The sequence below is a fragment of the Candidatus Trichorickettsia mobilis genome (assembly GCF_963422225.1).
GTDB classification, from domain to species: domain Bacteria; phylum Pseudomonadota; class Alphaproteobacteria; order Rickettsiales; family Rickettsiaceae; genus Trichorickettsia; species Trichorickettsia mobilis_B.
Map to the genome: position 1 here is coordinate 1,413,343 of NZ_OY728607.1, position 23,062 is coordinate 1,436,404.

Below are 23,062 nucleotides of genomic sequence, written 5' to 3' on the forward strand. Positions count from 1 at the left end.
TTACTGCAAGATATTTATTACCAAGCCTAGATGTTTGTCTGAGAAATAGTAACAACAAACTCCAGCGCTTGGTATATTAACGAGCATCTATAACTTTAATGACCCAATCATCTTGCTGACCCCAGCAACTGATATGTTAAACGCTGTTTTTTCTTCACTATTTAATTCTATCTCTACTATTTTTTCTACTCCCCCTGCGCCGATAATCACTGGCACTCCAACATAGAGGTCATTAACACCATATTCGCCCTGTAAATATGCAGCACATCCTAATATCTTGCGTTTATCTAATAAGTAACTTTCTAACATTTCAATCGCTGAAGCAGCCGGTGCATAATAAGCTGAACCGGTTTTAAGCAGACCAACAATTTCTCCACCACCATTTCTAGTACGCTCAACTATTTTCTCTATCCGTTCTTTGGTGCTCCAACCCATTTTAATAAGATCGGGCACAGGTATACCACTTACCGTTGAATATCTTACTAATGGCACCATTGAATCTCCATGCCCACCAAGAACAAAGCTGTTAACATTTTCAATTGATACTTTAAACTCTTCAGCCAGGAAACAACTAAATCTTGATGAATCCAAAACTCCGGCCATACCGATAATTTTTTTATGGTCAAGTCCACTGGCTTTCAAAACTACATAGACCATTACATCTAAAGGATTGGTAATTACGATTACGAAAGCATTTGGTGCATAGGTTTTAATACCTGCAGCCACAGTTTTCATTACTTCAGTATTTATGGCTACTAAATCATCACGGCTCATTCCAGGTTTGCGTGGAGATCCGGCAGTTACGATTACTGCATCAGCACCAGCTATATCTTTATAATCGTTAGTAGCAGTAAGTTTAACATTAGATCCTTCTACGGTACAAGCCTGCGATATATCCAAGGTTTTTCCTTGTGGTACACCTTCTAACATATCAAACATCACTACATCACCCAGTTGCCTGATACTGATTAAATGAGCTAGTGTTCCGCCAATATTTCCACCGCCAATCAAAGCAATTTTTGGCCTTTTATGCATATTAATTTCCTCCCATCAAAATTAACTTAATTAATATTTAAGATAATTATTATAATGCCATAAAAGCAATAATTAACTTAAAATACCTGATGAATTTAATTATATTTAGCTTCAAGTGGTAGTTTTGTTGCACTTGGATTATCACAATTTTTGTAATTGCTTAGGTTCCTCTTCCATTTCCGAATCCAATAATTCTGATTTTGTAGATACTAAATGATAACGTTCTAATAATAATGGTATGGTTTTATTGCCAGTATCTACCCCTAATTTCTGTAGTTGTTTAGCTCTAGATAATAAATGCCTGTTAAAAGACCCAGCGAATTTATCATAATTATTTACTACTCCCTGAATATTAGTACCCAACTTTTGTGAGTGTTCAGCAATTGAAACAATAGATAATAACAATTTTCTAACCTCATCAAGAATAAGTTGATGATTTTCAGCCCGCATTTGATCAGTGATTTGAAATTTTGCAAAAGACAGCATATTCATCAGTCCTGTTGGGCCTACCGGAAAAATATTGGCAGCCCAAGCTTTATCCATAAAATTCTGATCAGCATTAATAATTTTTTCAACAGAATGTTCTGTCGCTAAGAACATTAAAGTAATAATATTATTAAATTTGCTACCATCATGTTGAAAATTAGTTAAAATATGTTCGGCATAATCTTTGTTACTTAACGATTTTAAGTGACTATTCATGGTCTTTGCTAGTTGTTCAGGTTCATGATCATTCAATAAAAACTGAGAGGCCTTAGCGTCAATAATCATTAAATTACCTGAAGGTAGAAAAATAACCGCATCAGGCCGTAATTTAAAATGCTCCAAGCCATTAATATTATATTGAATGGCAAAATCCAGTTTGTTTCTAAGTCCAGAAGATTTTAGAATATTTTCTAATGTAATTTCAGCAAACCTTCCAGCGCTAGTTGGCGATAGTAATGCTTGTTTTATCACTTGAACTACTTCCTTAGATTGCTCAATATCTTTATTTAATACTCCAATCATGTTAAGTAAACGCTCAAATTCACCATGAAATTTTGTTGTAGTTGCAGCAATATTTTTTTCTGATAATTCACGCACCTCCTGACTTTCACGTTTGTGAATCTCAATTAACTGTTTAGACAATTCATTGCCTAAATCAAATAATGTCGCTTTTGCTGAAGCTAAAGATTCATCTCTAGTTTTATTGGTAGCAGCGACTACTTGTTGTAAGTAACTCACCTGAGCATTAAGTTGCTCGATTGTTTTAAGATAGTTGATATTTTCCTGCTGTAACAACTGGTTTTGTGCAATTAATTTTTGATTGCTATCAGTTGATAAGCTTAAGTGGGTTTTAAGTGCAGCAATTTTGTAACAAAGTATAAGTGTTACTATGAACACTCCACAAATTATAGTCAATACCTCCAGTGACATGGACAATCCTTATCTGATTGAGTTTGCCAATCATTATGGCAACATCTATAGTTAAATCAAATTAATAAACAAAGGTTTTTAAAAGTATGAGTATTAAGATCAAAATTAAAATATTGAACCAGTCTAGAACTATAATTTTGCCAAATTACGCTACTTTATGCAGTGCTGGCATGGATCTTTGTGCTGATATTACTGAACCAGTAATAATTAAACCAGCCGAGGTTCGACTTATTGCTACTGGTATGGCAATAGCGCTACCTATTGGTTTTGAAGCGCAAGTGAGGCCACGCTCCGGAATAGCCTTAAAATATGGAGTAACAGTATTAAATTCTCCCGGCACTATTGATGCAGATTACCGCGGTGAGGTTAAGGTAATGTTAATTAATCATGGTAAGCAGGATTTTGTAGTAGAAGTTGATATGCGTATTGCCCAATTAGTAGTAGCTAAACATGAACGGGTAATATGGGAAACAGTAGAAGAACTAGAAGAAACAAGTCGAGGTAGTGGTGGCTTTGGCTCCACTGGTTTAACATAATTTGAATTATATGTGGTTGCAAGTCTACAACAATATTTCTAAAGTATAATCATGTGTTTGCAAAATTTATATTTTTTATTATGCTTATATTTAGCAGTTGAATATTGCTTTATATTTATCAATCAATTTGATAGGAGAGATGGTTATGAAAAATAAACTAAATATCGATAAGGATAGTATAATAAATAATTATATATTACAGCAATTAGTTGCAGAAAATCCACAAGTCATAATAGCAGAAGATCCAATCTATGATGTAGCTGTAGACGGTAAAGATGTACCACCAAATCATGCTAAAATAATACTTGCAGTATACTTGAGCGATCCCTATTGCAATAGTGGGGTAATAACTGCTCTTGGCCTTGAAGGTAGCCAATCCCCATCTCTGGATTATATCCACAAAAATCCAGATTTACTAGCGCACTTTAAACAAGAATTAACTCTCAACCAAGATATTTGTTGTAAATATGGATCATATTTGGGGATGTTGATTATGGATCCTGAAAATCTAGGATTGACGCAAAAAATCATCCAAACTACAGATGATTTTAGTCAGTTAAGCCTTGAGCAAAAAGAGAAATCACAGCTTTCAGAAAATATTATAGAGCAAGAATCAAAAATACTGCAAGACTCATTTAGTAGCAAGCAAGAAACAGCAACATCATTAAAAGTTAGCAAATTAGCCAAGATGATTGATTTATTATCAAATCATGATGACCAGCTTAGTGGTACGCTAACAATAATCGCTAGAACGTTAGTAGAAAACCTAAATCAAGGCTCTATCAATGTTCAAGATCAAGACCTTTCTATGATAGCTTGTCTGATATATTACCGATCTAACGAGCAAACTTATTTAAAGTTTTGTGAACAAGCTCTACAAAAACTTTCAATAGGTTCAGCTAATGCACAAAAGTTAATAGAGTTTACAAAGCAGATTTCAACCAATCCTGACTTACTTCAACCAGTGAATGAAGCAACTAAATCAGAGCTATTGTCTCAGAGCTTAATTGAGAAGATAGAAAAAACTACTGCTGAGTATCGTCAAAAACTAGTTGAACAACAGAACATACTAGAAACCAAAGGAGTTTTATCTGATTTTCTATCGAAGTTGGCTTTTGACTCACCACAAGAGGAGAAAACATATGTAATAAACCATCTTACTAAAGAAACCCACGAGTTTCTTTTGGGTGAGGGAGGGCTATTTCACGAAGTGTTCAACCTTTAATAAGAGATAATACATACTGTCATTCGCAGCATAGGCAATATAATAAATAATAATAATATTAGTCAAACTCATGTGTTGATTCACGGTTTTTAGAAAAAGTCGTGAATCAACTTCAGCTTCAAATTGTGAGCGTTCACGTTTTTAAAATTGAACGTCAATATACGACTTACAAAGCTGGCGACCAACGTCATTGCGAAGAGCTTTAGCTCTGAAGCAATCCAGTCAAGGCGTTAGATTCTTTGGATTGTTTCAGAGCTAAAGCTCTTCGCAATGACGGAGGTGGCTGAAAAACCTCGCAATGACGACTTTTTTAAACCTGTGAACGCTCACAAACTTGTCATACGCCGCCTAATAGGTGGCATAGACAGTATCTCAAATGATTTTAACTACCTATCTACCCGTCTATCTGACTGATTGCCAAACAGTGTATTCAACAAGCTAATTAACAAGCCACTAACAATAATTATTGCAGATAACCAAATTAAGCTAATGAATGGTCGATAATATATTTTGGCATGGACAATATCCTCATCTACCCTACTTAAAACCGCATACAGGTCGTGAGTAATGTAAGAGAATATATCACTTTCCTGAGATAAGCTTTGTTCAATAATATAAAATCTATTCTCAGGTTTAAGGATAGTAATATTATGAGTGCTGTCATCGTCAATCCAAAATTCTGCAATTTGACGATAATAATTTGTACCTTTAGCAAATCTAACATCTTTTAATTGGATATTAAACTGCATCAAATCTACCGTGTCACCTACTTTACCGATGAATTCTGTTTCTCTTTGCAATAACCCATTAAAGGTGCAGCTAAGAACCAATAAACCTAAACCAGCATGACTCAAAATCATAGCCATAGTTTTTTCTGGTGGCATTTTTTTAAAATAATTACTACTTGTCACTAATAATATTAACATTTGTAGAATTAGAAAGATTGCAGTCACCACTGCACTAGCTGAAACTATAGTATAAGAGACTTTTACACTGCTAATCCAGGTTAATAAAATAGCTAGTGTTAAGATAATAATATATTTACGATAATTCTTGGGTACTGAAAAGATAGCAGCGAAGAAAGTGCTAATGATAGTCACCGGAATAAAACTATGCATAAAATATTGATACTCCACTGATATCAGCTCATTGCTCCATAAATAACGAATTACTGGATAAATTACTGAGGTTGCTAATATTAGCAATCCTATTAACCAAAAAATATTGCCGATGATTATTCCTTTCTCTTTAAACATCAACGGTCTACTGATGATAGTTAATTGACGAAATGCCAACAAGCCAATACTGCTTAAAGCAATGACTGAAAAAATCATTAACATATATATGCCACGTTCTGGGGATGATGCAAATGAGTGGATTGATACGATTATTCCAGAACGAACCAAAAATGTTCCCAAAATTGATAATAGGTAAGTGATGATCGATAAGTTAAGGCTCCAATAAATAAATTTTCTAGATGATATAGTTATTGATATTGTATGATGCAAAGCAATAGCTGATAACCATGGCATCAACGAAATATTTTCTACTGGATCAAAAAACCAGAATCCTCCCCAACCTAATTCTCGATATGCCCACCAGGAACCAAGACTGATCCCGCAGGTCATTGCTAATATTCCACAATGAGCAAATGTTTTAGCAAGCTTTAATAATTTGGATATGCGATTTACTTCATCGGTATTAATTAACAATATAATACAGCTGACAGTAAATGGTACCACATAACAAAGATAGCCGAAATATAATATTGGTGGATGAATAGCCAGCGCTATATCTTGGAGCATAGGATTTAATCCTAGTCCTTCAATGGGAGTAAATGATAATTTATGAAATGGATTCGAAGTAAAGTAGATAAAACTAGCAAACATTAGCTGTAACAGCGATAATATAATAATTTGGTAACGATTAATGAGGTGATCGAGGTGATTATTAAACGAAAATGGTGTGGGTGACAAATATATATATATACAATTTATAATACTAAGCAGACAAAGCCATAATAAAATTGAGCCCTCATGACTAGCCCAACTACCGGCGATTTTATATATTAGCGGTTTGATAGTACTTGAGTTGAGAAAAACATTTTGTAGCGAGAAGTCAGAAATGATAAATCCATAAACTAATAATATGAACGAGAATACCGAACATAAACAACTTAAGCATAATAATCTTCGACCATAAACAGTATGAGCCAATATTATTGCGGTGGCACTTGATAACATCGCTAATATTTGTATTAGATTTCCTAATATACTAATCACCGCTATTATCGTATGGAGCTAAGATTTTAATTTTAACAGTATGAATTCTGTTTGCTATTTTCTTGACTACCACAATTTTTAAATTAGCAATCTTGATACTCTCTCCTTGATTTGGTATTCTAGCAATTTTATGGATAATTAATCCAGCAATAGTATTAGCATCATCATCCGGTAGTTCCCAATTTAATTCTCTGTTAAGGTCACGAATAGTGGTAGCGCCATCTACTATATATTCAACATCTGACTTCTTGATAATTGCTTCTCCTGATCTATCATATTCATCATGGATCTGCCCTACTATTTCTTCCAAAATATCTTCAAGAGTAATAATACCTTGCAGATCTCCATATTCATCGACAACACACGCTAGGTGATTTTTACGTTCTTTAAATGCGTGCAACTGTTGAATTACCAAAGCATTATCCGGAATAAACCATGGTTGGCTTAATAGTTTAGAGATATTGATTTTAGCATGATCATTGCCATTATCATATAACGCCCGTAATAAGTCTCTGATATGCAAAACTCCAATGATATTATCAGTGCTTTCTTTCCAAATTGGAATTCTAGTATTAGGGCTAGATAGTGCTGTCTGAATTATTTCTGAATTTGGTAAATCAATATTAAGAGTTATCATTTTACTTCTATGCACCATAATTTCAGATACTGTCATATCGCGAATATCTAAAATTCCTTCCAACATATCACGATCAGTTTTATATACATTTCCTTCTTGGTGTTGATGCTCTATAATACCACGAACTTCATCAGCGCCAGAAATTTCTTGTGTCAGATTGATCCGGAATACAAAACAGAAAATTTTAAGTGCTAGATCCAGCATTTTATTAACTGGAGCTAGTAATTTTAAGAAAACTACTACTATCCGCGCATTAAGCAGTACTATTTCTTCTGCTTTGGTCACTGCAATAGCTTTTGGGATGACTTCAGCAAATATAATGATTAAAAATGCCATCACTGCTGAAGATAAGATGGTGGCCACACTATGATCTTCTATTAGATCAATAAATAGACTAGTGGCAATAGTTGTGCAGACTGTGTTAATCAAGCTGTTACCAATTAACATAGTGCTGATAACTTTTTCTTTCACTTTCAAAATTTGTAAAGCAATTACCGCCCTTTTATTGCCTCTGGATTTTAATTTATATATTTTCCCCGGAGAAGTAGCGGTAATAGCAGTTTCAGTTGCTGCCAATAATGCAGAAATTATTAGCATTATGGCAATTAGCAGTATTGTAAGTAACACCATTGATTTAATTCTATAGTTAGTATTTGGTGTATTTTAATTTTGACTGTGGTAAATTGCAACATATTCTCTCAATACTACAAAATTATAGCTATAAAATCTATAATATACCTCTCAATTTAATTTTAAACCATTATAGCAGATTGATATTAAAATATATCAATCTAATTTATTTATTATATAATTATTATCAATGCTTCATTCATTAACTATGTTGTCTAACCGATATGCTACTTTAATCGCTGGTCTGCTTAGCGGTCTTATTTTCGCACCAACTTTTCTGATCCCAGCTGTGTTTGCGCTTAGCTTATTGTGTTTCCAGGTTTATAAATCTATGAGCTGGCGTCATGCAGCAATTTACGGATTTATTTTTGGCTTTGGTCATTTTTTAACGGGGTTATATTGGATTAGTATAGGAGTTAGTGTTTATATAGAAGAATTCTGGTGGGCTCTACCTTTTGCTTTATTTGGATTACCATTAGTATTGAGCTGTTTTATTGCAGCTAGCTGTTACATTTGTTGGTTTATACGCAATAGTAAATATTACCATTTTGTATTTTGCGTAGTTTGGGTATTCTTTGAATGGCTGCGTTCATGGATTTTCACTGGCTTACCATGGAATTTATTGGGCTATGCCTTATCATTTTCTGAAATTTTAATTCAGGTAACTAGTATAGTAAGCATATATGGGCTTAGTTTTGTAGTAATATATATTGCTACCAGCTTACACCATTTATTAGTTAAACAAAGATGTGATTTTGTAATAGCGCTAACCACTGCAGGGCTAATTTTGGTGATAATCATAGTCCATGGTGTCTTTAGGCTACATAATAATCCAGTTAAATTTTTGAATATACAAGTAAGATTAGTACAACCTTCTATCCCTCAATTAGCAAAATGGGATTTAACACAATTCTGGCAGCATCTTGATCTGCATCTTTCTCTATCGCAAGCACCAGGAAATCCTGATTTGATTATTTGGTCGGAAGCGTCCTTAGTAGTACCTTATACCCATCCTTCTATAAAATATAAATTATTGGAAATGCTAAATAACACCGGCGCAATTCTATTAGCTGGTGGGATTACCGATAACGGCAAACAGGACGATGCTGTTCAGATTTACACAGCTTTATATGCACTAAAAGCTGATGGAGAGCAATTATTTGAGTACCACAAATCACATTTGGTGCCATTTGGTGAATATATGCCGTTAAAACATATTATCCCACTAAAAAAACTTACTCCTGGTTTTATAGATTATACAGAAGGTACAGCTAATATTGTAAAACTCGATAAATTTAATTTGGTAATTAGGCCATTAATTTGTTATGAATCAATTTTTCCGAATGAAGCACGTGTATCTAACAGCATAGCAGATGTTATTATCAACGTAACAAATGATGGCTGGTACGGAAATTCCTCGGGTCCTCATCAACATTTTTATATTAGTCGCATGCGTGCTATAGAAAATGGCATGCCGATGATTAGAGTCGCTAATAATGGGATATCAGTTATTATTGATCCGTTGGGTAGAATTATCAAAAAGCTTAATTTGAATCAAATTGGATTTGTCGATGGCTTTATTCCAGAAAAATTAGCAACTCCAACCTTATACTCATTATTTGGAGATAGTACTACCTTAATAATTGTGTTTTTAGTGTTAATAATGCAATTTATGATTAAATCATTATTTGGTTATCATGCCATTAGATACTGTAAAGCTTGATTACTTCTAATCTGATCGTTATAATTGCAGCCTACTAAAAATATAATATTGTGGGAATAGGAGTCTATAGACAAATGTCAGAAAACGCTGAAGTTACTAAAGGAAGAGCCGATCCCATTGATCATCTGGTTAGTCGACGTTTGAAAATTCGTAGAATGATGCTAGGTTATAGCCAACAGGAATTAAGTGAAGCTGCTGATGTCAGTATCCAACAAGTGCAAAAATATGAAAAGGCAACCAATCGCATTTCCAGTGGTAAGTTATATAGTTTCTCAAAATTTCTTAAAGTTCCAGTTAATTACTTTTTTGACCAGGAAGATACTACCTTAGAAAGCATCTTTGCTGAAGATCATGAAGAATATGGGGAGAGCCAACCTAATAATAATTGTAGTGTTACTGAAAAAGAAGTTATAGCACTAGTAAAAGCATTTGGTGAAATTAAAGATGTTAGAGTGAGAAAGAAAATAATAGAGTTAATCAAATCTATGTCTTAGGCTCTGATGCATCCATACGCGTCAAGTTAAGAAAAAAGAGACAATAGAACCGTATTGCTTAAGCCACCACCAACCGTCATTGCGAGACCACGATAGTGGTCGAAGCAATCCAGTAAAACATGTTGTCTCCTGGATTACTTCGACTTCGTCTCGCAATGACGTTCATATCGTCTCTTTTCCTTAGCTTGACGAGTATGAATGCAATTTACAAATTGATACAAGTTTATTAAACGCTTTATGATTTAACTATCAAAACCTATTGACATTAGTAGCTAATTTTGGTAATTTAATAAAAAATTAATCAATAAGTTAACGTGTCTTTTTCTATAGCAAGTATTTTTTGTATATATTTTTCTAGCAAAAGCTGCCGTCCCAGGTTGCTTGACCTAAGATCTATGTATTGTACTGACAAATCTGCTAACAATAAGCAATATATTTCTACTATTCTTTTCTCTATCATTCCACTCGCAGCCGAGCGCTGCTATATATCTCATTAATTTCTATTTTCTGTGTTTTAAATTTATAGACTTCTTCTAAACCAAAACTTTATCTTGATAAGACAATCATCAGAAAGAAGGTTTTAAGAATAAAGTCTAATCAATGTCTTATTAAAAAGGTATCGTTATGACATTACATCGCAACTATTTTATTATTGGCATAACCTGGTTATGCTTAACAGCATTTTATTGTTACCAATATATATTACGAGTAATTCCAAATTTAATTATGTCGGAATTATTTACTCAATTTAATGTAGGGGCAACGGAATTTGGAGCATTTGCTGGTATCTACTATATTGGATATATAACTCTTCACATTCCTATTGGTTTATTATTAAGTAGGCTAGAAGCTAAAATTATATTACCACTTTGTATAATTTTAGCTTCTAGTGGTTTGATCCCCATTGCGTATGCTAATAGCTGGGAATATGTATTAATAGGTAGGTTGCTTACTGGTATTGGTAGTTCGGCAGCAATTATCGGGGTTTTACAAATTTTTCGTATTATTTTCCCACAACATTTTACACGCATGCTAGGTATAACAGTGTGTTTTGCCTTAATTACCGCTGTTTACTCCAGCAAACCATTAACCCAAATTTTGCAAACATTTGGGATCAATGAAGTGATTAATATTTTACTGATAATTAGCGTCGTACTTGCGGTATTAACTTATTTTGTACTACCAAAATCTAAGGTAGCAGCATCTCAAGAAGGAGTGTTAACCGAGATAAGATCAGTGATAGTTAATTATAAATTATTGTTAGCCAGTATTCTTGCTGGCTTAATGATCGGGCCTTTAGAAGGCTTTGCTGATGCTTGGTGTACTGCTTTTATTTATACGGTGTATGATATCAGTAAAGAGATTGCCAGTGGAATTGGTGCCTCAATACTAACTGGCATGTGCGTAGGATGTATAGTGTTACCCTATTTTGCAGATAAATATAATCTGCACTATGGTGTTACCATAATATCTGGTGTTGGTATGATTTGTGGTTTTATTTATTTATTATCTGGTGTTGGTAATGCCTTTACCTTAAATATGACTTGCTTGATCATAGGATTATTTTGTGCTTATCAAGTAATTACGGTCTCAAAGATAGCTACCTATGTGCCACCCAATTTAAGTGGTATGGCCGCTGCAGTTGCAAATATGATAGCTATGGGATTTGGCGCTATATTTCATGCTATAATTGGCACTAATATGGATAGATTATGGGATGGTGCCATGGCTGATGGTATAAAAGTATACCATCGCAGCGCTTATATCGAATCTATTACCATAATACCTGTTGCTATTGTTATTGCGGTGATAGGTTTTACTTTGATTGCACTTAAGGAATCGATCAGCATTAGAAAACAAAAGACTGCTTGACCTGCAAAGTAATGATAATCTATTTGGTGATCTTATAGCTAGGTTCTGTGATTTTAAGGTCACCAAGTTAATAATAATGAACACAAAGAATTAGGCAGCAGATGTTTTTAATCACATCATTGAAGTTAAGGCATATTATACATTATGTAATTATAGTTCGATCAAGAACGAAGAACGAAGAATTAATTTTCATCTATTGTAAAATAATTTAAATACTAAAGAGATATATGCTTAATCTTTGTGCTGCTATAATTTTTTTATGTCTTAGCTCTTGCTCTGATAAACCAGAATATTCTACTCCAGCACAATCACAAATTAATGACTACACTGCTAAATTAAAACAATGCAAAGAAGAAAAATCACAAGCTGTGTCTTCTTCAGCGCCAGCAGTAGAAGCAGATAAAACTACTATTAATACCAATAATGCTCAAGCTAGCGTTCAGACCGATGTTCAAGAGAATGATAATAATCCTAAGTTAGATGGTCAGCAAGTACCAGAAACAACATCATTAGCAACCACAGCTCAAGAAGAATCACCAAAAGAATCAGTTATCGTCACCAGAAACAAATTTGAACCAACAGATGATGATATGATCATAGGTGATAATACTAAGGCGCCAGTTGTGTTTGTCGAATATTTTTCTCCTACTTGTCCACATTGCGCTTATTATAAGAAAGAGGTTTTGCCTAAAATTAAAGAACAATATATTGATACTAATAAAATTATTTATGTTGTTCGTGAATTTATCGGTAATAAACAGGATTTCGATGCAGCAATACTTGCCAGATGCGCTAATAATAAAGAGAGTTTCTTTAAATTTGTAAGTGTGCTACTGGAACAACAAGATAGTTGGTCTGTAAATAGAAATTATCGTGAAATTCTGACTAGTATAGGTCAATTAGGTGGTGTTTCTCCAGAGCGTTATAAAGAATGCTTAAATAATGAGAAACTTGCAGATATTCTCATTGCAAATACCAAGATTGCGGCCACTTCACCTAAATTTATAGGAACACCAGCATTCTTCATTAATGGGGTGCAATTTACAGAACCATACACGGCTGATGCTATTTCCAGAGCTATTGAACATGCCTTAAAAACCAGTAATACTCGGTAAAAATCAATAATTGCGTTGTTGTCATTAGAGATCTTCGGTGCTCAAGTACTTATAATGTACGTTGCACTCCGAAGACTCTATGACTTCTAGCACTTATTTGATTTTTACCTTCGTCTAACCCACAACTCAAATAATTATAATTACTACTAACCTGCACCGAAATGCCTGGGATGGTTGTGCTTAATTCGACATTTATCCCAGTCACAAAATATTGCAATAACTCCTACGCTTTTTAACAACTCATAACTAATATTTAGTTTGCCATTAACACATTGATTATAATCACGCATATTAAGCTGTACATCTTTAGCATTTTTCAAATCACATTCACTATTTTGGTAATTTATGCCAATTTTCTTGTCAGTAGCTGTAGTAAAATTATTGAAGTTTAGTGGTAATAGTGGAGCATATTGCTGTCCAAACCAGTTTGTCCAATATTGTCGTTGAAATTTTGGTATTTTATTATTGCTATAAATTTCTAACTGATTATTAATATTTTTAATGGCTATTGCATTTGATTCCAGATCAACTAATAGATCAGGCTTAGGCGAGCATAGCATTAACCCAAAAGATATCAGTATGATGATAATGCCAACGAGCCGCCACTTGGTTTGCCATAAACAAACCCAGGCAAAACCAAATAAAAATGTAATAAAACTAAATGGTGTAATGTAACCAAAATACCATACTGAACCTGGCGCATCATGTGCTATTTGCGCTGCATTAATAATAATATTAATAAAAAAACCCAGAAATTTCATTACCATCCAATCCATATTAAATGGTATCAGCACTACTAATAGAATCGCTAATGGCATTAAGAAGAACGACATAATCGGCACTGCGATTAAATTCATGGGAATAGAATAGTTGGAGAAAATGTAAAACTGATTGATTACTACTGGTCCGGTGATAACGCTTGCTAAAAAACTGGAATAAATATTGGAAGCCAAATAAAATCTAATCTTGGAGATAACACCAATACGTTCTCCTAGAATCCATTGGTGTCTCATGTAAAATTCATAGCCTGAAATTAATGATAATACCGCAATAAAAGACAGTTGAAAACTGGGATGAAAAATATATTCTGGGTTAACAGACAAGATAAAAGCAGCAGCAAGGGCAATGGAACGCAAAGGATATGGAGTTCTACCAGCTATAATCGCCATAATAAAAATTGCGGTCATAATAAATGCTCTGGTAGCAGCAATTTGCATACCACTTAAATGCAGATAGCCATAACTACCGATTAAAGAACAAATAGCAGCAATTAGTTTAATGTTGCAATTATAAGCAATGAAGTCGAATAAATTCAACAGGAAGCGGATTGATACGAATAAAATCATGGCAACTAAAGAGAGATGAAAACCGGATACGCATAATATATGCGAAATCCCGGACATTCGCATATTTTGCATAATTTTATTATCAAGCCCTTTGGTTTCACCAAGTAGGATTGCAGCAGCAAAATTACCCTCATTACTACCGAGTGTGGTAATTAATTTATCATAAATACTGATGCGAATCTTATAGATGAGAGCATCAATCTCAGTACCTAGTTTGTTAGATAATATTTCAACCGCAGATGTTGCATTGCCAGTAGCAGAGATCTCGGCAAAATATGCATAAAACCCAAAATCATATCCGCCTGGAACTATGGTAGTTGGAGGAGTATCTAGTTCTGCAATCATCTTTATTCGGTCATTAATAAAAATTTCTTTGCTATGTTTCATATATTTTTTATTAATATTAACTCTAACCCCTGATAATTGCATATCCAGCATATCCACTACTACATCATCAAGAACTACCTGCCAACCACGAGTTATAGGCTTGATTGCCTTAACATTGCCTTCCAATTCTGAGGTTATTGGCGATTTTAGATTAATCGTATTTATAGTTGCCACACGATACTTGCTAACCAAAATGCCGCAAACAAAGGCGATGATTAACCAGCTTAAGAATTGCCAGACTATTCCGTATTTTCTTAAATATAAAAAAGCCAGGCTACTAATAGCAATGATGATGATTTGGGGAGTAGATGGTTCAAAGGCTAGAGAAAAATATACGGCAATACCGCTGATAAAAGCAACAACATACCATAGGCTTAAATGATGGTACTCTTCGTGTAGTTTGTTAACCAGATAGTGCCAAACTATACTCATTTAAAATTAGACCCCTTGCATAACCTAATTCTGGTTAGTAATTTTGTCGTCAAAATTTGACTCCGGTTCTCATGTACTAGAGTACATTGCGATCCTCGTCTGCATTTTTCCTAAAAATTCCTCAACCATTTCTAGGTTATACAAGAGGTCTATTGACTATTCATATTTTTTTGTTATCTTAATTGTCTTAAGGTTCTACGAACCTGAGTGTATCAAACAACACTCGCAGTTATCGGTTTATTCCGAACCGTTACCACGGACTCCTTTAGGCTTTTAAAGCCGGGAGTCCTCTACTATATAATAGTGCCTTTGGCATAAAGGTAGAGGGACATGAGTAACTGCATGTTGTTTGAACTCCCGGCACCAGTTTGTTTTTGATTTTCAAAAGGAGTTCATAATATATGGAATATAATTTAATTGCCGATATTCTTGCCAAATTTGCCGCTTGCTCTGACTTAATTAAAAGTTTAATCGTTGTTGGCGTAGTTATAATATTTGTCAGCGCCTCATATTTTATCAAACAGACGATCACTGAATCAGTTAAATCAATTAAAGCCAATAATAACGAAACCGTTTAGTAAATCATATGTTCAAGTGAAGGGAAAAGAGACTATACGACCGTCTTATTCACCGATACCATCACAGTCTTACTTACACACCACCCCCGTCATTGCAAGGCGTTGTCGAAGCAATCCAGTAAACTATAACTGGATTGCTTCGACAACGCCTTGCAATGACGGGGGTGGTGTAGTGCCAAAGCACAATGTTGTTCATATCGTCTCTTTTTCTTAACTTGACGCATAACACAGCCGTCATCCTAAACAACACAGTCATCACGAACTTGTTTTGGGATGGCATCTGGTGTGCAGGGATTACCAACTGCTATAGCTAGAGTCAGTAAGCTTGTGACGATAAATTTTAGTGTGAGCATGCGCAAGCATATTACTTTGTTTCGCACATGCGAATCGCGCAAAATTTATCCGTCTCAAGCTTACTGACCGACACTATTACCTACTTACTTTGTTCAAACAAAGTCTGTTTTTCCGTATTGATTACCTGGCTAATATGCTCTGTCAGCTCTCTAACATCACATTCTTCCATTTGCTCTTTAGCAATAACATCTATAATTTTTACTTGAATAGTACCAGGTTTGTTAATCCAGAAGCCTTTAGGCCAATACACGCCGGCATTATGCGCCATTAAAACTATTGGCACCTTCTCTGTTACTGCGAGCCTAACTGCACTAGGCTTGAATTTTGTGCTTTGCTCAGGTCTAAGCCTGGTTGATTCAGGAAAAACTATAAGCCATAAGCCGTCTTGTAGCTTTTTTTGTCCTTCTCGTAAAATTTGTTTTACTGATATATTATCTCCACGATCAACGGCAATAGGGTCAACCATTTTTAGCCCCCAGCCAAAAAAAGGAATATTAAATAATTCTCTTTTGACTATCCATGAATGTTTTGGAATAATAATCTGCATAAACACGTTATCCCAAAATGATTGATGATTAGCCAAGACTACACATGGTTCCTGCGGTAATTTTTCTAAGCCAGAAACATGGTATTTTAACCCACATATTATTTTTGCACACCAGATAAACGAATAAGAATAAATGGTAGCTACCTTATATTTAATATGATAAGTAACATCAAAAATCTTAGTAAGGATAAAGAATAGCATAAAGAATACTATGGTGAGAATGCTGACAGTAGCGTAAAAAAATAGTACCCGAAAACGCCAGAACATAAATTATCGATTTAGTTATTTTAAGTTAGCTTCTGTGCTTAAAATTTAGTTCATGCACAAAGCTTGGGTCATATATACCATAAACTTTACGATTATCAAAAATTATATTGGAATTTTTTACATTCAATTACATAATACGCACTGCCAATCTGATATTTTGAGGAAAATATATGAAAAAAACAGTGGTTTCCGGCGCACAAACCTCTGGCAATTTACATTTGGGAAATTATCTTGGGGCAATTATCCATTGGCTTAAAATGCAAAATGATCCTAGCTATGAGTGTTTTTTCTTTCTAGCTGATTTACATGCAATTACTATAGATCGTTCCCCACTGGAATTGCGATCTTCTGTGCTATCTAGTGCGGCATTATATTTGGCTTCAGGTCTTGTTCCTTCCAACATCTTCATGCAGAGCTCAGTTAAAGAACATGCAGAACTGGCATGGATTCTTAATTGCATCACCCCAATTGGTTGGTTAAAAAGAATGACCCAATTTAAGGATAAAGCTGGTAAAGACCAGGATGGAGCAAATCTAGGTCTAGTCTCTTACCCAGTATTGATGGCTGCCGATATCTTACTTTATAATGCTGATTTTGTGCCAGTCGGTGATGATCAAAAACAACATCTGGAGTTAACTCGTGATATTGCAGGTATAGTGAACAGAAAATTTGATCAATTGGTGTTTAAGTTACCAGAACCGCTGATTCAAGGAACAAGCGCTAGAGTCATGAGTTTAAGGGATGGTCGGGCTAAAATGAGTAAATCAGATCCTTCAGATTTCTCTAGAATTAATTTATCTGATACAGTGGATCAAATTTACCAAAAAATAAAAAAAGCAAAAACCGATAGTATTAGTGAAATAAGCTATGATAGTAATAGCAGGCCAGAGATCGCTAATCTGATCAATATTTATTCCAGCCTCTCTGGTGACAAGATAGAACAGATTTTAATGCAGTATCAAGGTACCGGTTGTGCTAAGTTTAAAAATGATCTGGCAGAACTGATTATTACTAATCTAGCTCCTATTAATAAGAACTATAAGGATCTAATGAATAATCAGGATTACTTATTAAAGGTGCTGAAAGACGGAGCAGCTACTGCAAGTAATATTGCAGCAACTACGATGAGTAAGGTTAAAGAATTATTTGGCTTCATATAGTCTGCGATAGTCAGGTAGTGACAGCAAATTTTGCAAGATTCGGTTGTGCTCGCGTACCTCTTAGTACGCTGTGCAACCTCACTTTGAAATTTACTGTCACTACCTGACTATCGCAAGCTATATCATAAACTCTATACAAAATAAGGAATAAGAGTTAAGTAGACGAAGAGACGAAGTTAAACTTTGAGAAGTCTAGGAGTATCAAAGTCGAGCACGAGCTGCGTACTTTAGTACGTGAGTGCGCGCAGATCTTTAGATACGACAACAATTTCTCAAAGTTTAACGAGTATCTTATCTATTCCCTTAGCAAAAGCCCCATTACCTAAAACATTTGCACAAGTAATTACTGGATCAAATAAAATATATAATGCGGTAATTAGCGACATCATATCAGTATTAAATCCCAAATAATTCTCAAGAATTGGTAACATTACAATAATTCCTCCTCCAGGGATTGCTGCTACTGAAAATTTAGCCAGCACAAAATAACAACTGAAGGTTAAGTAAGCAATGAGATCTGGTTCAGCAAAACCATAATTTTTTAATACTGCATAAGCAAAGATAGGAATCGCAAAACAATCTCCCACTAAATGGATATTGACTGTTGCCGGAATTACCGAACGAGCCAAATCCTTATCAGTAGCATTATTTTCTGCACCAATAATGGTTAACGGCATGCTGGCAGCGCTAGACATGGTACTAAACCCGGTAATAGCAGCAGGTAAAATATTCTTGATACTACGGATAAATTCATTAAACTTTAAACTGCTAAATATATAATAAGTCATAGTAATATAGCTAAACTGTGCTAGAGCAACAATAATAAAAATTAAAGTATAATCTTTAATTATAGTATTAATTACTCCGTCATATTGTAGTTTTACAATAAATCCAGCAACAAATATCGGGATAAGATAGATAAACAATTTTAATATAATAGCAACCATATATTCTAGTTTGCTAGCAATCACTAAAGCTGCAGCTGGTTTACATCGGGCAGTAAGAATTCCCAGAATAACCCCTGAAAACATCGCCATAGAATTGGTTATTATCTGTGGTAATGATAAAAAAGAGATGGCAGTAAGCCCTTCTATATTATTCGGAGTAATAATTGATAGATTAAAATCATAGATCCAGGAACCAATATAATGGCTAATAAAGGTTGAGAAAAAATTAGAACAGCATACGGTAATTAGAATTATCGTAATAACACGAGTAGCGTTATTGGATAAATTTACTGCAGCCTTAAATAACAAGCCAAAAATTATGAATGGCAATAAAAATATTATCAGTGATTTTATCGACAAGCTAATCGCATATAATAGCTGCTGATAGTTGAATGGTATAAACTGGTTTAAAAATATAATGGATAAGATTATTAACACCAAAATAAATGGCATTTTACGCAACATGACTTTACTCTCTTTAAAAGATTACAACGAAAAATAATGTGAAATAGTTGAAAAGTGATATGGTTTACCGGTTCGCACCGGTGGTTGCGGTAGTTGGAGTAAAAATAATAGACAAGTAACGAAATTTAAACATAAAAGTAACTATATATTATTTCTTACCTAAAGTCCAATAAAATATGAAAAGCAGGTTGTTTTATGCATAATGTAGAAGTTCAGGAGTTAATTAGATCATGGTGTGAGTATCTTAAGTTACAGAAGAATTATTCTCACCATACTTTAGACTCATATCTCCATGATTTGGAAAATTATTTGAATTTCATTGCTAATTACCACGCTACAACTGTAAGTATAAATATTATTGCAAATATTGATATAAGATTTGTACGTAGCTGGCTCTCAGAGCGCTTGCGCAATGGTTACAATTCTTCATCAAGCGCTAGAGCAATGTCAGCTATCAAGAATTTTTATAAATTCTTAGAAAAAAATCATGATATTAATTGTCATGCTATTTTTTCAATTAAGAATCCACGCAAACAAAAAAGATTACCTAAAGCATTATTACTGGAAGAAGTAACTGAGTCGATAAAAAATTTAGGAGAAGAAGGTGGTGATAGATGGATCACGCTCCGGAACAAAGCATTATTAATATTAATTTATGCCGCAGGCTTACGTATATCTGAAAGCCTGTCTATTACCAAACAGCATCTTAAAAATCAGGAATTTATTCGAATCACTGGTAAGGGTGGAAAAGAACGCATTATTCCATGGATTCAAATTGCAAGAGAGTATATAGAGTTATATTTAGAAATATTACCATATCATATAGCAGAAGATGAGCCGATTTTTAGAGGAAAAGCTGGCAAGAAATTACAACCAGCAGTATTTAATCGCGAATTAATCACCTTACGGCGGTATTATGGTCTGCCAGAATACCTAAGCGCTCATGCTTTCCGCCATAGTTTCGCTACACATTTATTAGAAAATGGTGCAGATTTGCGCTCAATACAACAAATGTTAGGGCACCAAAGTCTATCTACCACGCAAATCTACACTAAGGTTAATCCCAAACTATTGGAGAGCACTTATGATAAGGCTCATCCGGCATCTACTAAATCCAAGTAAGCATTCATAAATTTTAAGAAAGGTGAGCGTTCACGGGTTTTAAGATTGAACGCAAGTCAGCGACTTACAAAGTACAACCACAGTCATTGCGAGGAGTGAAACGACGAAGCAATCCAGAAAATAGCTAAAAAACATTGGTTTTAACTGGATTGCTTCGTCGTTTCACTCCTCGCAATGACGATTTTTTAAATCTGTGAACGCTCACTAAGAAAGACAGGATTGCTGCGATTTTTAATAAAATCTCAGCTCAGACTTTTTCTAAAAACCGTAAACCCTAAAAAACTCAAATACTAGGAACTTACTATTTTGTTAATTCTATGAGCCATTTCTCCTTGATGTAGGTCGTCAATGGAAGATTGTTCCAGAGCATGAACTAACAGCATCCCATCCTTAGCATCAACCGTTACTGTACCCGGCGTTAAAGTAATGGAATTACCATATACAACCAACCCTATATCACTAAATGCACTATCCTCAAACTCAACCCATTCAAATGATGGAGTTATGTTAAGTTGTCGACTCCAAATAATTCTGATTACGGTAAGGCTGGATTTTAGTATCTCTTTCATTAACCAAAAACCATAAAATATAAAACCATAATTAAATTTACCACTTCTAGGTAATAGCCTCAGGTAATTAGCAAAATAATAAGTTATAACAGGACAAATAACTGCCATACAGCTCCACAGCAGGCTACTAGGAAAACCGCATAACCCATACCAGATTACTAAAAAACTAATAAAGCTCCAACATTTACTAGACCTCCTCACAAACTCGCTCCTGTGGCCGATTGCGTCGTCGCGCCTAGGCTCAAATCCTCACGTACTATATGTACGTTGCGGTTTTTCGCTCCGTGTGCTTCTAGCACTTGTTTCACAGGAGCGAGTTTGTGAAGAGGTCTAGTGGCCACTTATTTCCATGTCCTTATTTTGAATATTGGCGGTAAATGGTAGTAAGATTGCACTTACAAAAAATAACAAGCCAATGAGTGCAAACATATCATTTATTGCAATCACAAAAGCATTAATGGCAATTGTTTTTTTTAGCATAATATAAGCAGCTAGTTCTGGATCCGCAACTTTACCGGCTAAAAATTTTTGTAAAATGTTTAGTTTAGTAATAACATTACTAGAGGTGGTGCTAAGGTGCTCTTCCAGATATTGTTCATAAATTTTACTCTTGGTAGTTAGCAAACTATTTACCACTGCCAAACCAATCGCTCCCCCTAAATTACGAGTTAAATTATAGAGGCCACTAGCATTTTGGATCTGATCTCTGGCCATAGTCCCAAGAGCTATATCATTTACTGGGATAAAGCAAAACATTAGTGCCATTCCTCTAAATAATTGCGGAACCACAAATTCTTCAAATCTTGAATCTGGTGTTAAGAAAGAATCAAGGTAACAACCAGAACCAAACATAAATAAACCAATTGCCAATACTAATCTATGATCTACTCCCATTGCTACCATTCGTCCAGCGATGGGAGCTGAAACAAATTGTGCCATGCCAGTAATCATCATTGTCTGACCGATCTGAATAGTATTATATTCGGCAATAGAAAATAAAAATAGTGGCAATAAATATATGGCATTATACAATCCCATACCCAACATAAAGGAATATATACAACCAAGAGTAAAGTTTCGGTTGTGAAACGCAGTTAAATCAAGAATAGGATTGATAAATGTCAGCTCTCTAATGATTAAACCTATAAACCCACAAAACACCATTATACTTAAAAGTAATATTTTATAATCATCAAACCACCCGCATTTATTACCTTCTTCAAGAACATACTGCAACGCTCCCAGGCTTATTGCCATCAAGATAATACCAAAATAATCAAAGTTTTTTAATAAATTATAATTTGGTTGATCAAAATCAGCATAAAGGAAAACCATGGTACAAACAAAGATGCCTGGTAGTAAATTAAGCAAGAACATAAAATGCCAGGAGAATATTTCGGTGATATATCCACCAAGTGTAGGACCCAGTGTCGGAGCCATTGTTACTACCAACCCGATGATTATGGTGACAGTTGATCTTTGTTTGGGGGGAAATATAATAAATACCGTGCTAAATACAGTCGGGATCATAGCTCCACCAAAGAATCCCTGTAGACTACGAAAAATAATCATTGATTCAATATTCCAAGCTAGTGAGCATAAAACACTCATGATAGTAAAGCCTACGGCAGCAATAAAATAAGAAATTCTTGTAGACAATAATCTGGCGATAAATCCAGTGATTGGAATAATAATAACTTCTGCAATAAGATATGAGGTTTGTACCCAGGATAATTCGTCAGGTGAAGCTGAAAGCCCTGCTGCAATAACTGATAGTGAACTAGCTACAATTTGTATATCTAGCACCGCCATAAACATACCTACTATCATCGCAAAAAATGCCCATAATTGTTTCCTGGATAATGGTGGTGGAGTGGTGGCAAGTGCAGTCATTGATATAATTTTATATACTGAAGATGTTAT

18 protein-coding genes are annotated in these 23,062 nt (G+C 34.6%); 9 read left to right on the top strand and 9 right to left on the bottom strand.

The window, feature by feature from the left end:
• Positions 1–87 precede the first annotated feature (87 nt).
• Together mdh and R2I74_RS06660 are read right to left on the bottom strand one after the other, a co-directional pair.
• Positions 88–1,035, bottom strand: coding sequence for a malate dehydrogenase (mdh, locus tag R2I74_RS06655; protein WP_316354716.1), 948 nt, complete (start codon positions 1,033–1,035; stop codon positions 88–90).
• A 141-nt stretch (positions 1,036–1,176) separates the two neighbouring features.
• Positions 1,177–2,451: a DNA recombination protein RmuC gene (locus tag R2I74_RS06660; protein WP_316354718.1), complete on the bottom strand. Its 1,275-nt coding sequence runs from the start codon at positions 2,449–2,451 to the stop codon at positions 1,177–1,179.
• An 86-nt stretch (positions 2,452–2,537) separates the two neighbouring features.
• Here R2I74_RS06660 and dut point away from each other — a divergent pair, with 86 nt between their 5' ends.
• Both dut and R2I74_RS06670 read left to right on the top strand, forming a co-directional pair.
• Positions 2,538–2,987: a dUTP diphosphatase gene (gene dut, locus R2I74_RS06665; RefSeq protein ID WP_316354720.1), complete on the top strand. Its 450-nt coding sequence runs from the start codon at positions 2,538–2,540 to the stop codon at positions 2,985–2,987.
• A 145-nt stretch (positions 2,988–3,132) separates the two neighbouring features.
• Positions 3,133–4,212, top strand: a complete 1,080-nt coding sequence (locus tag R2I74_RS06670; RefSeq protein ID WP_316354722.1) for a hypothetical protein — start codon at positions 3,133–3,135, stop codon at positions 4,210–4,212.
• A 386-nt stretch (positions 4,213–4,598) separates the two neighbouring features.
• On the opposite strand, the gene R2I74_RS06675 is transcribed toward R2I74_RS06670, so the two are convergent.
• A complete protein-coding gene (locus R2I74_RS06675; RefSeq protein WP_316354724.1) occupies positions 4,599–6,494 on the bottom strand; it encodes a heme lyase CcmF/NrfE family subunit in 1,896 nt (631 codons plus the stop codon).
• On the bottom strand, positions 6,487–7,761 hold the full coding sequence (locus R2I74_RS06680) for an HlyC/CorC family transporter (RefSeq protein ID WP_316354726.1): 1,275 nt from the start codon (positions 7,759–7,761) through the stop codon (positions 6,487–6,489). Before R2I74_RS06680 ends, R2I74_RS06675 begins: the two co-directional genes overlap by 8 nt.
• A gap of 208 nt (positions 7,762–7,969) precedes the next feature.
• Between R2I74_RS06680 and lnt the strand changes: the two genes are divergently transcribed.
• From lnt to R2I74_RS06700, 4 genes are all read left to right on the top strand, one after another.
• Positions 7,970–9,484: an apolipoprotein N-acyltransferase gene (gene lnt / locus R2I74_RS06685; RefSeq protein WP_316355341.1), complete on the top strand. Its 1,515-nt coding sequence runs from the start codon at positions 7,970–7,972 to the stop codon at positions 9,482–9,484.
• 74 nt (positions 9,485–9,558) lie between these two features.
• Positions 9,559–9,978: a helix-turn-helix domain-containing protein gene (locus R2I74_RS06690; protein WP_316354728.1), complete on the top strand. Its 420-nt coding sequence runs from the start codon at positions 9,559–9,561 to the stop codon at positions 9,976–9,978.
• Positions 9,979–10,602: 624 nt separating this feature from the next.
• A complete protein-coding gene (locus R2I74_RS06695) occupies positions 10,603–11,850 on the top strand; it encodes an MFS transporter (protein WP_316354730.1) in 1,248 nt (415 codons plus the stop codon).
• Between the two features lie 227 nt (positions 11,851–12,077).
• On the top strand, positions 12,078–12,965 hold the full coding sequence (locus tag R2I74_RS06700) for a DsbA family protein (protein ID WP_316354732.1): 888 nt from the start codon (positions 12,078–12,080) through the stop codon (positions 12,963–12,965).
• Positions 12,966–13,111: 146 nt separating this feature from the next.
• Here R2I74_RS06700 and R2I74_RS06705 read toward each other — a convergent pair whose 3' ends face one another.
• The gene (locus R2I74_RS06705) at positions 13,112–15,130 is read right to left on the bottom strand and encodes a ComEC/Rec2 family competence protein (RefSeq protein WP_316354734.1); all 2,019 of its coding nucleotides are present in this window, start codon (positions 15,128–15,130) and stop codon (positions 13,112–13,114) included.
• 401 nt (positions 15,131–15,531) lie between these two features.
• Here R2I74_RS06705 and R2I74_RS06710 point away from each other — a divergent pair, with 401 nt between their 5' ends.
• The gene (locus tag R2I74_RS06710) at positions 15,532–15,708 is read left to right on the top strand and encodes a hypothetical protein (protein WP_316354735.1); all 177 of its coding nucleotides are present in this window, start codon (positions 15,532–15,534) and stop codon (positions 15,706–15,708) included.
• 433 nt (positions 15,709–16,141) lie between these two features.
• Here the strand turns inward: R2I74_RS06710 and R2I74_RS06715 are convergent, their stop codons facing one another.
• On the bottom strand, positions 16,142–16,876 hold the full coding sequence (locus R2I74_RS06715; RefSeq protein ID WP_316354737.1) for a lysophospholipid acyltransferase family protein: 735 nt from the start codon (positions 16,874–16,876) through the stop codon (positions 16,142–16,144).
• Between the two features lie 170 nt (positions 16,877–17,046).
• Between R2I74_RS06715 and trpS the strand changes: the two genes are divergently transcribed.
• Positions 17,047–18,036: a tryptophan--tRNA ligase gene (trpS, locus tag R2I74_RS06720; RefSeq protein WP_316354739.1), complete on the top strand. Its 990-nt coding sequence runs from the start codon at positions 17,047–17,049 to the stop codon at positions 18,034–18,036.
• A 272-nt stretch (positions 18,037–18,308) separates the two neighbouring features.
• Here trpS and R2I74_RS06725 read toward each other — a convergent pair whose 3' ends face one another.
• A complete protein-coding gene (locus tag R2I74_RS06725; RefSeq protein WP_316354740.1) occupies positions 18,309–19,448 on the bottom strand; it encodes a cation:dicarboxylate symporter family transporter in 1,140 nt (379 codons plus the stop codon).
• A gap of 195 nt (positions 19,449–19,643) precedes the next feature.
• Here R2I74_RS06725 and R2I74_RS06730 point away from each other — a divergent pair, with 195 nt between their 5' ends.
• The gene (locus tag R2I74_RS06730) at positions 19,644–20,570 is read left to right on the top strand and encodes a tyrosine recombinase XerC (RefSeq protein ID WP_316354742.1); all 927 of its coding nucleotides are present in this window, start codon (positions 19,644–19,646) and stop codon (positions 20,568–20,570) included.
• A 290-nt stretch (positions 20,571–20,860) separates the two neighbouring features.
• Here R2I74_RS06730 and R2I74_RS06735 read toward each other — a convergent pair whose 3' ends face one another.
• Entirely contained in the window at positions 20,861–21,340 is a 480-nt protein-coding gene (locus tag R2I74_RS06735; protein ID WP_316354744.1) for a Na+/H+ antiporter subunit E, read from the bottom strand.
• A 129-nt stretch (positions 21,341–21,469) separates the two neighbouring features.
• Complete coding sequence (locus R2I74_RS06740; RefSeq protein WP_316354746.1) at positions 21,470–23,032, bottom strand: DHA2 family efflux MFS transporter permease subunit; 1,563 nt, start codon at positions 23,030–23,032, stop codon at positions 21,470–21,472.
• Positions 23,033–23,062 lie beyond the last annotated feature (30 nt).

What these genes read in the sequence shown, in the direction of transcription:
- mdh (WP_316354716.1), bottom strand. Translation starts at nt 1,035, where the DNA reads ATGCATAAAAGGCCAAAAATTGCTTTGATTGGCGGTGGAAATATTGGC.
- R2I74_RS06660 (WP_316354718.1), bottom strand. Translation starts at nt 2,451, where the DNA reads ATGTCACTGGAGGTATTGACTATAATTTGTGGAGTGTTCATAGTAACA.
- dut (WP_316354720.1), top strand. Translation starts at nt 2,538, where the DNA reads ATGAGTATTAAGATCAAAATTAAAATATTGAACCAGTCTAGAACTATA.
- R2I74_RS06670 (WP_316354722.1), top strand. Translation starts at nt 3,133, where the DNA reads ATGAAAAATAAACTAAATATCGATAAGGATAGTATAATAAATAATTAT.
- R2I74_RS06680 (WP_316354726.1), bottom strand. Translation starts at nt 7,761, where the DNA reads ATGGTGTTACTTACAATACTGCTAATTGCCATAATGCTAATAATTTCT.
- lnt (WP_316355341.1), top strand. Translation starts at nt 7,970, where the DNA reads ATGTTGTCTAACCGATATGCTACTTTAATCGCTGGTCTGCTTAGCGGT.
- R2I74_RS06690 (WP_316354728.1), top strand. Translation starts at nt 9,559, where the DNA reads ATGTCAGAAAACGCTGAAGTTACTAAAGGAAGAGCCGATCCCATTGAT.
- R2I74_RS06695 (WP_316354730.1), top strand. Translation starts at nt 10,603, where the DNA reads ATGACATTACATCGCAACTATTTTATTATTGGCATAACCTGGTTATGC.
- R2I74_RS06700 (WP_316354732.1), top strand. Translation starts at nt 12,078, where the DNA reads ATGCTTAATCTTTGTGCTGCTATAATTTTTTTATGTCTTAGCTCTTGC.
- R2I74_RS06705 (WP_316354734.1), bottom strand. Translation starts at nt 15,130, where the DNA reads ATGAGTATAGTTTGGCACTATCTGGTTAACAAACTACACGAAGAGTAC.
- R2I74_RS06710 (WP_316354735.1), top strand. Translation starts at nt 15,532, where the DNA reads ATGGAATATAATTTAATTGCCGATATTCTTGCCAAATTTGCCGCTTGC.
- R2I74_RS06715 (WP_316354737.1), bottom strand. Translation starts at nt 16,876, where the DNA reads ATGTTCTGGCGTTTTCGGGTACTATTTTTTTACGCTACTGTCAGCATT.
- trpS (WP_316354739.1), top strand. Translation starts at nt 17,047, where the DNA reads ATGAAAAAAACAGTGGTTTCCGGCGCACAAACCTCTGGCAATTTACAT.
- R2I74_RS06725 (WP_316354740.1), bottom strand. Translation starts at nt 19,448, where the DNA reads ATGTTGCGTAAAATGCCATTTATTTTGGTGTTAATAATCTTATCCATT.
- R2I74_RS06730 (WP_316354742.1), top strand. Translation starts at nt 19,644, where the DNA reads ATGCATAATGTAGAAGTTCAGGAGTTAATTAGATCATGGTGTGAGTAT.
- R2I74_RS06740 (WP_316354746.1), bottom strand. Translation starts at nt 23,032, where the DNA reads ATGACTGCACTTGCCACCACTCCACCACCATTATCCAGGAAACAATTA.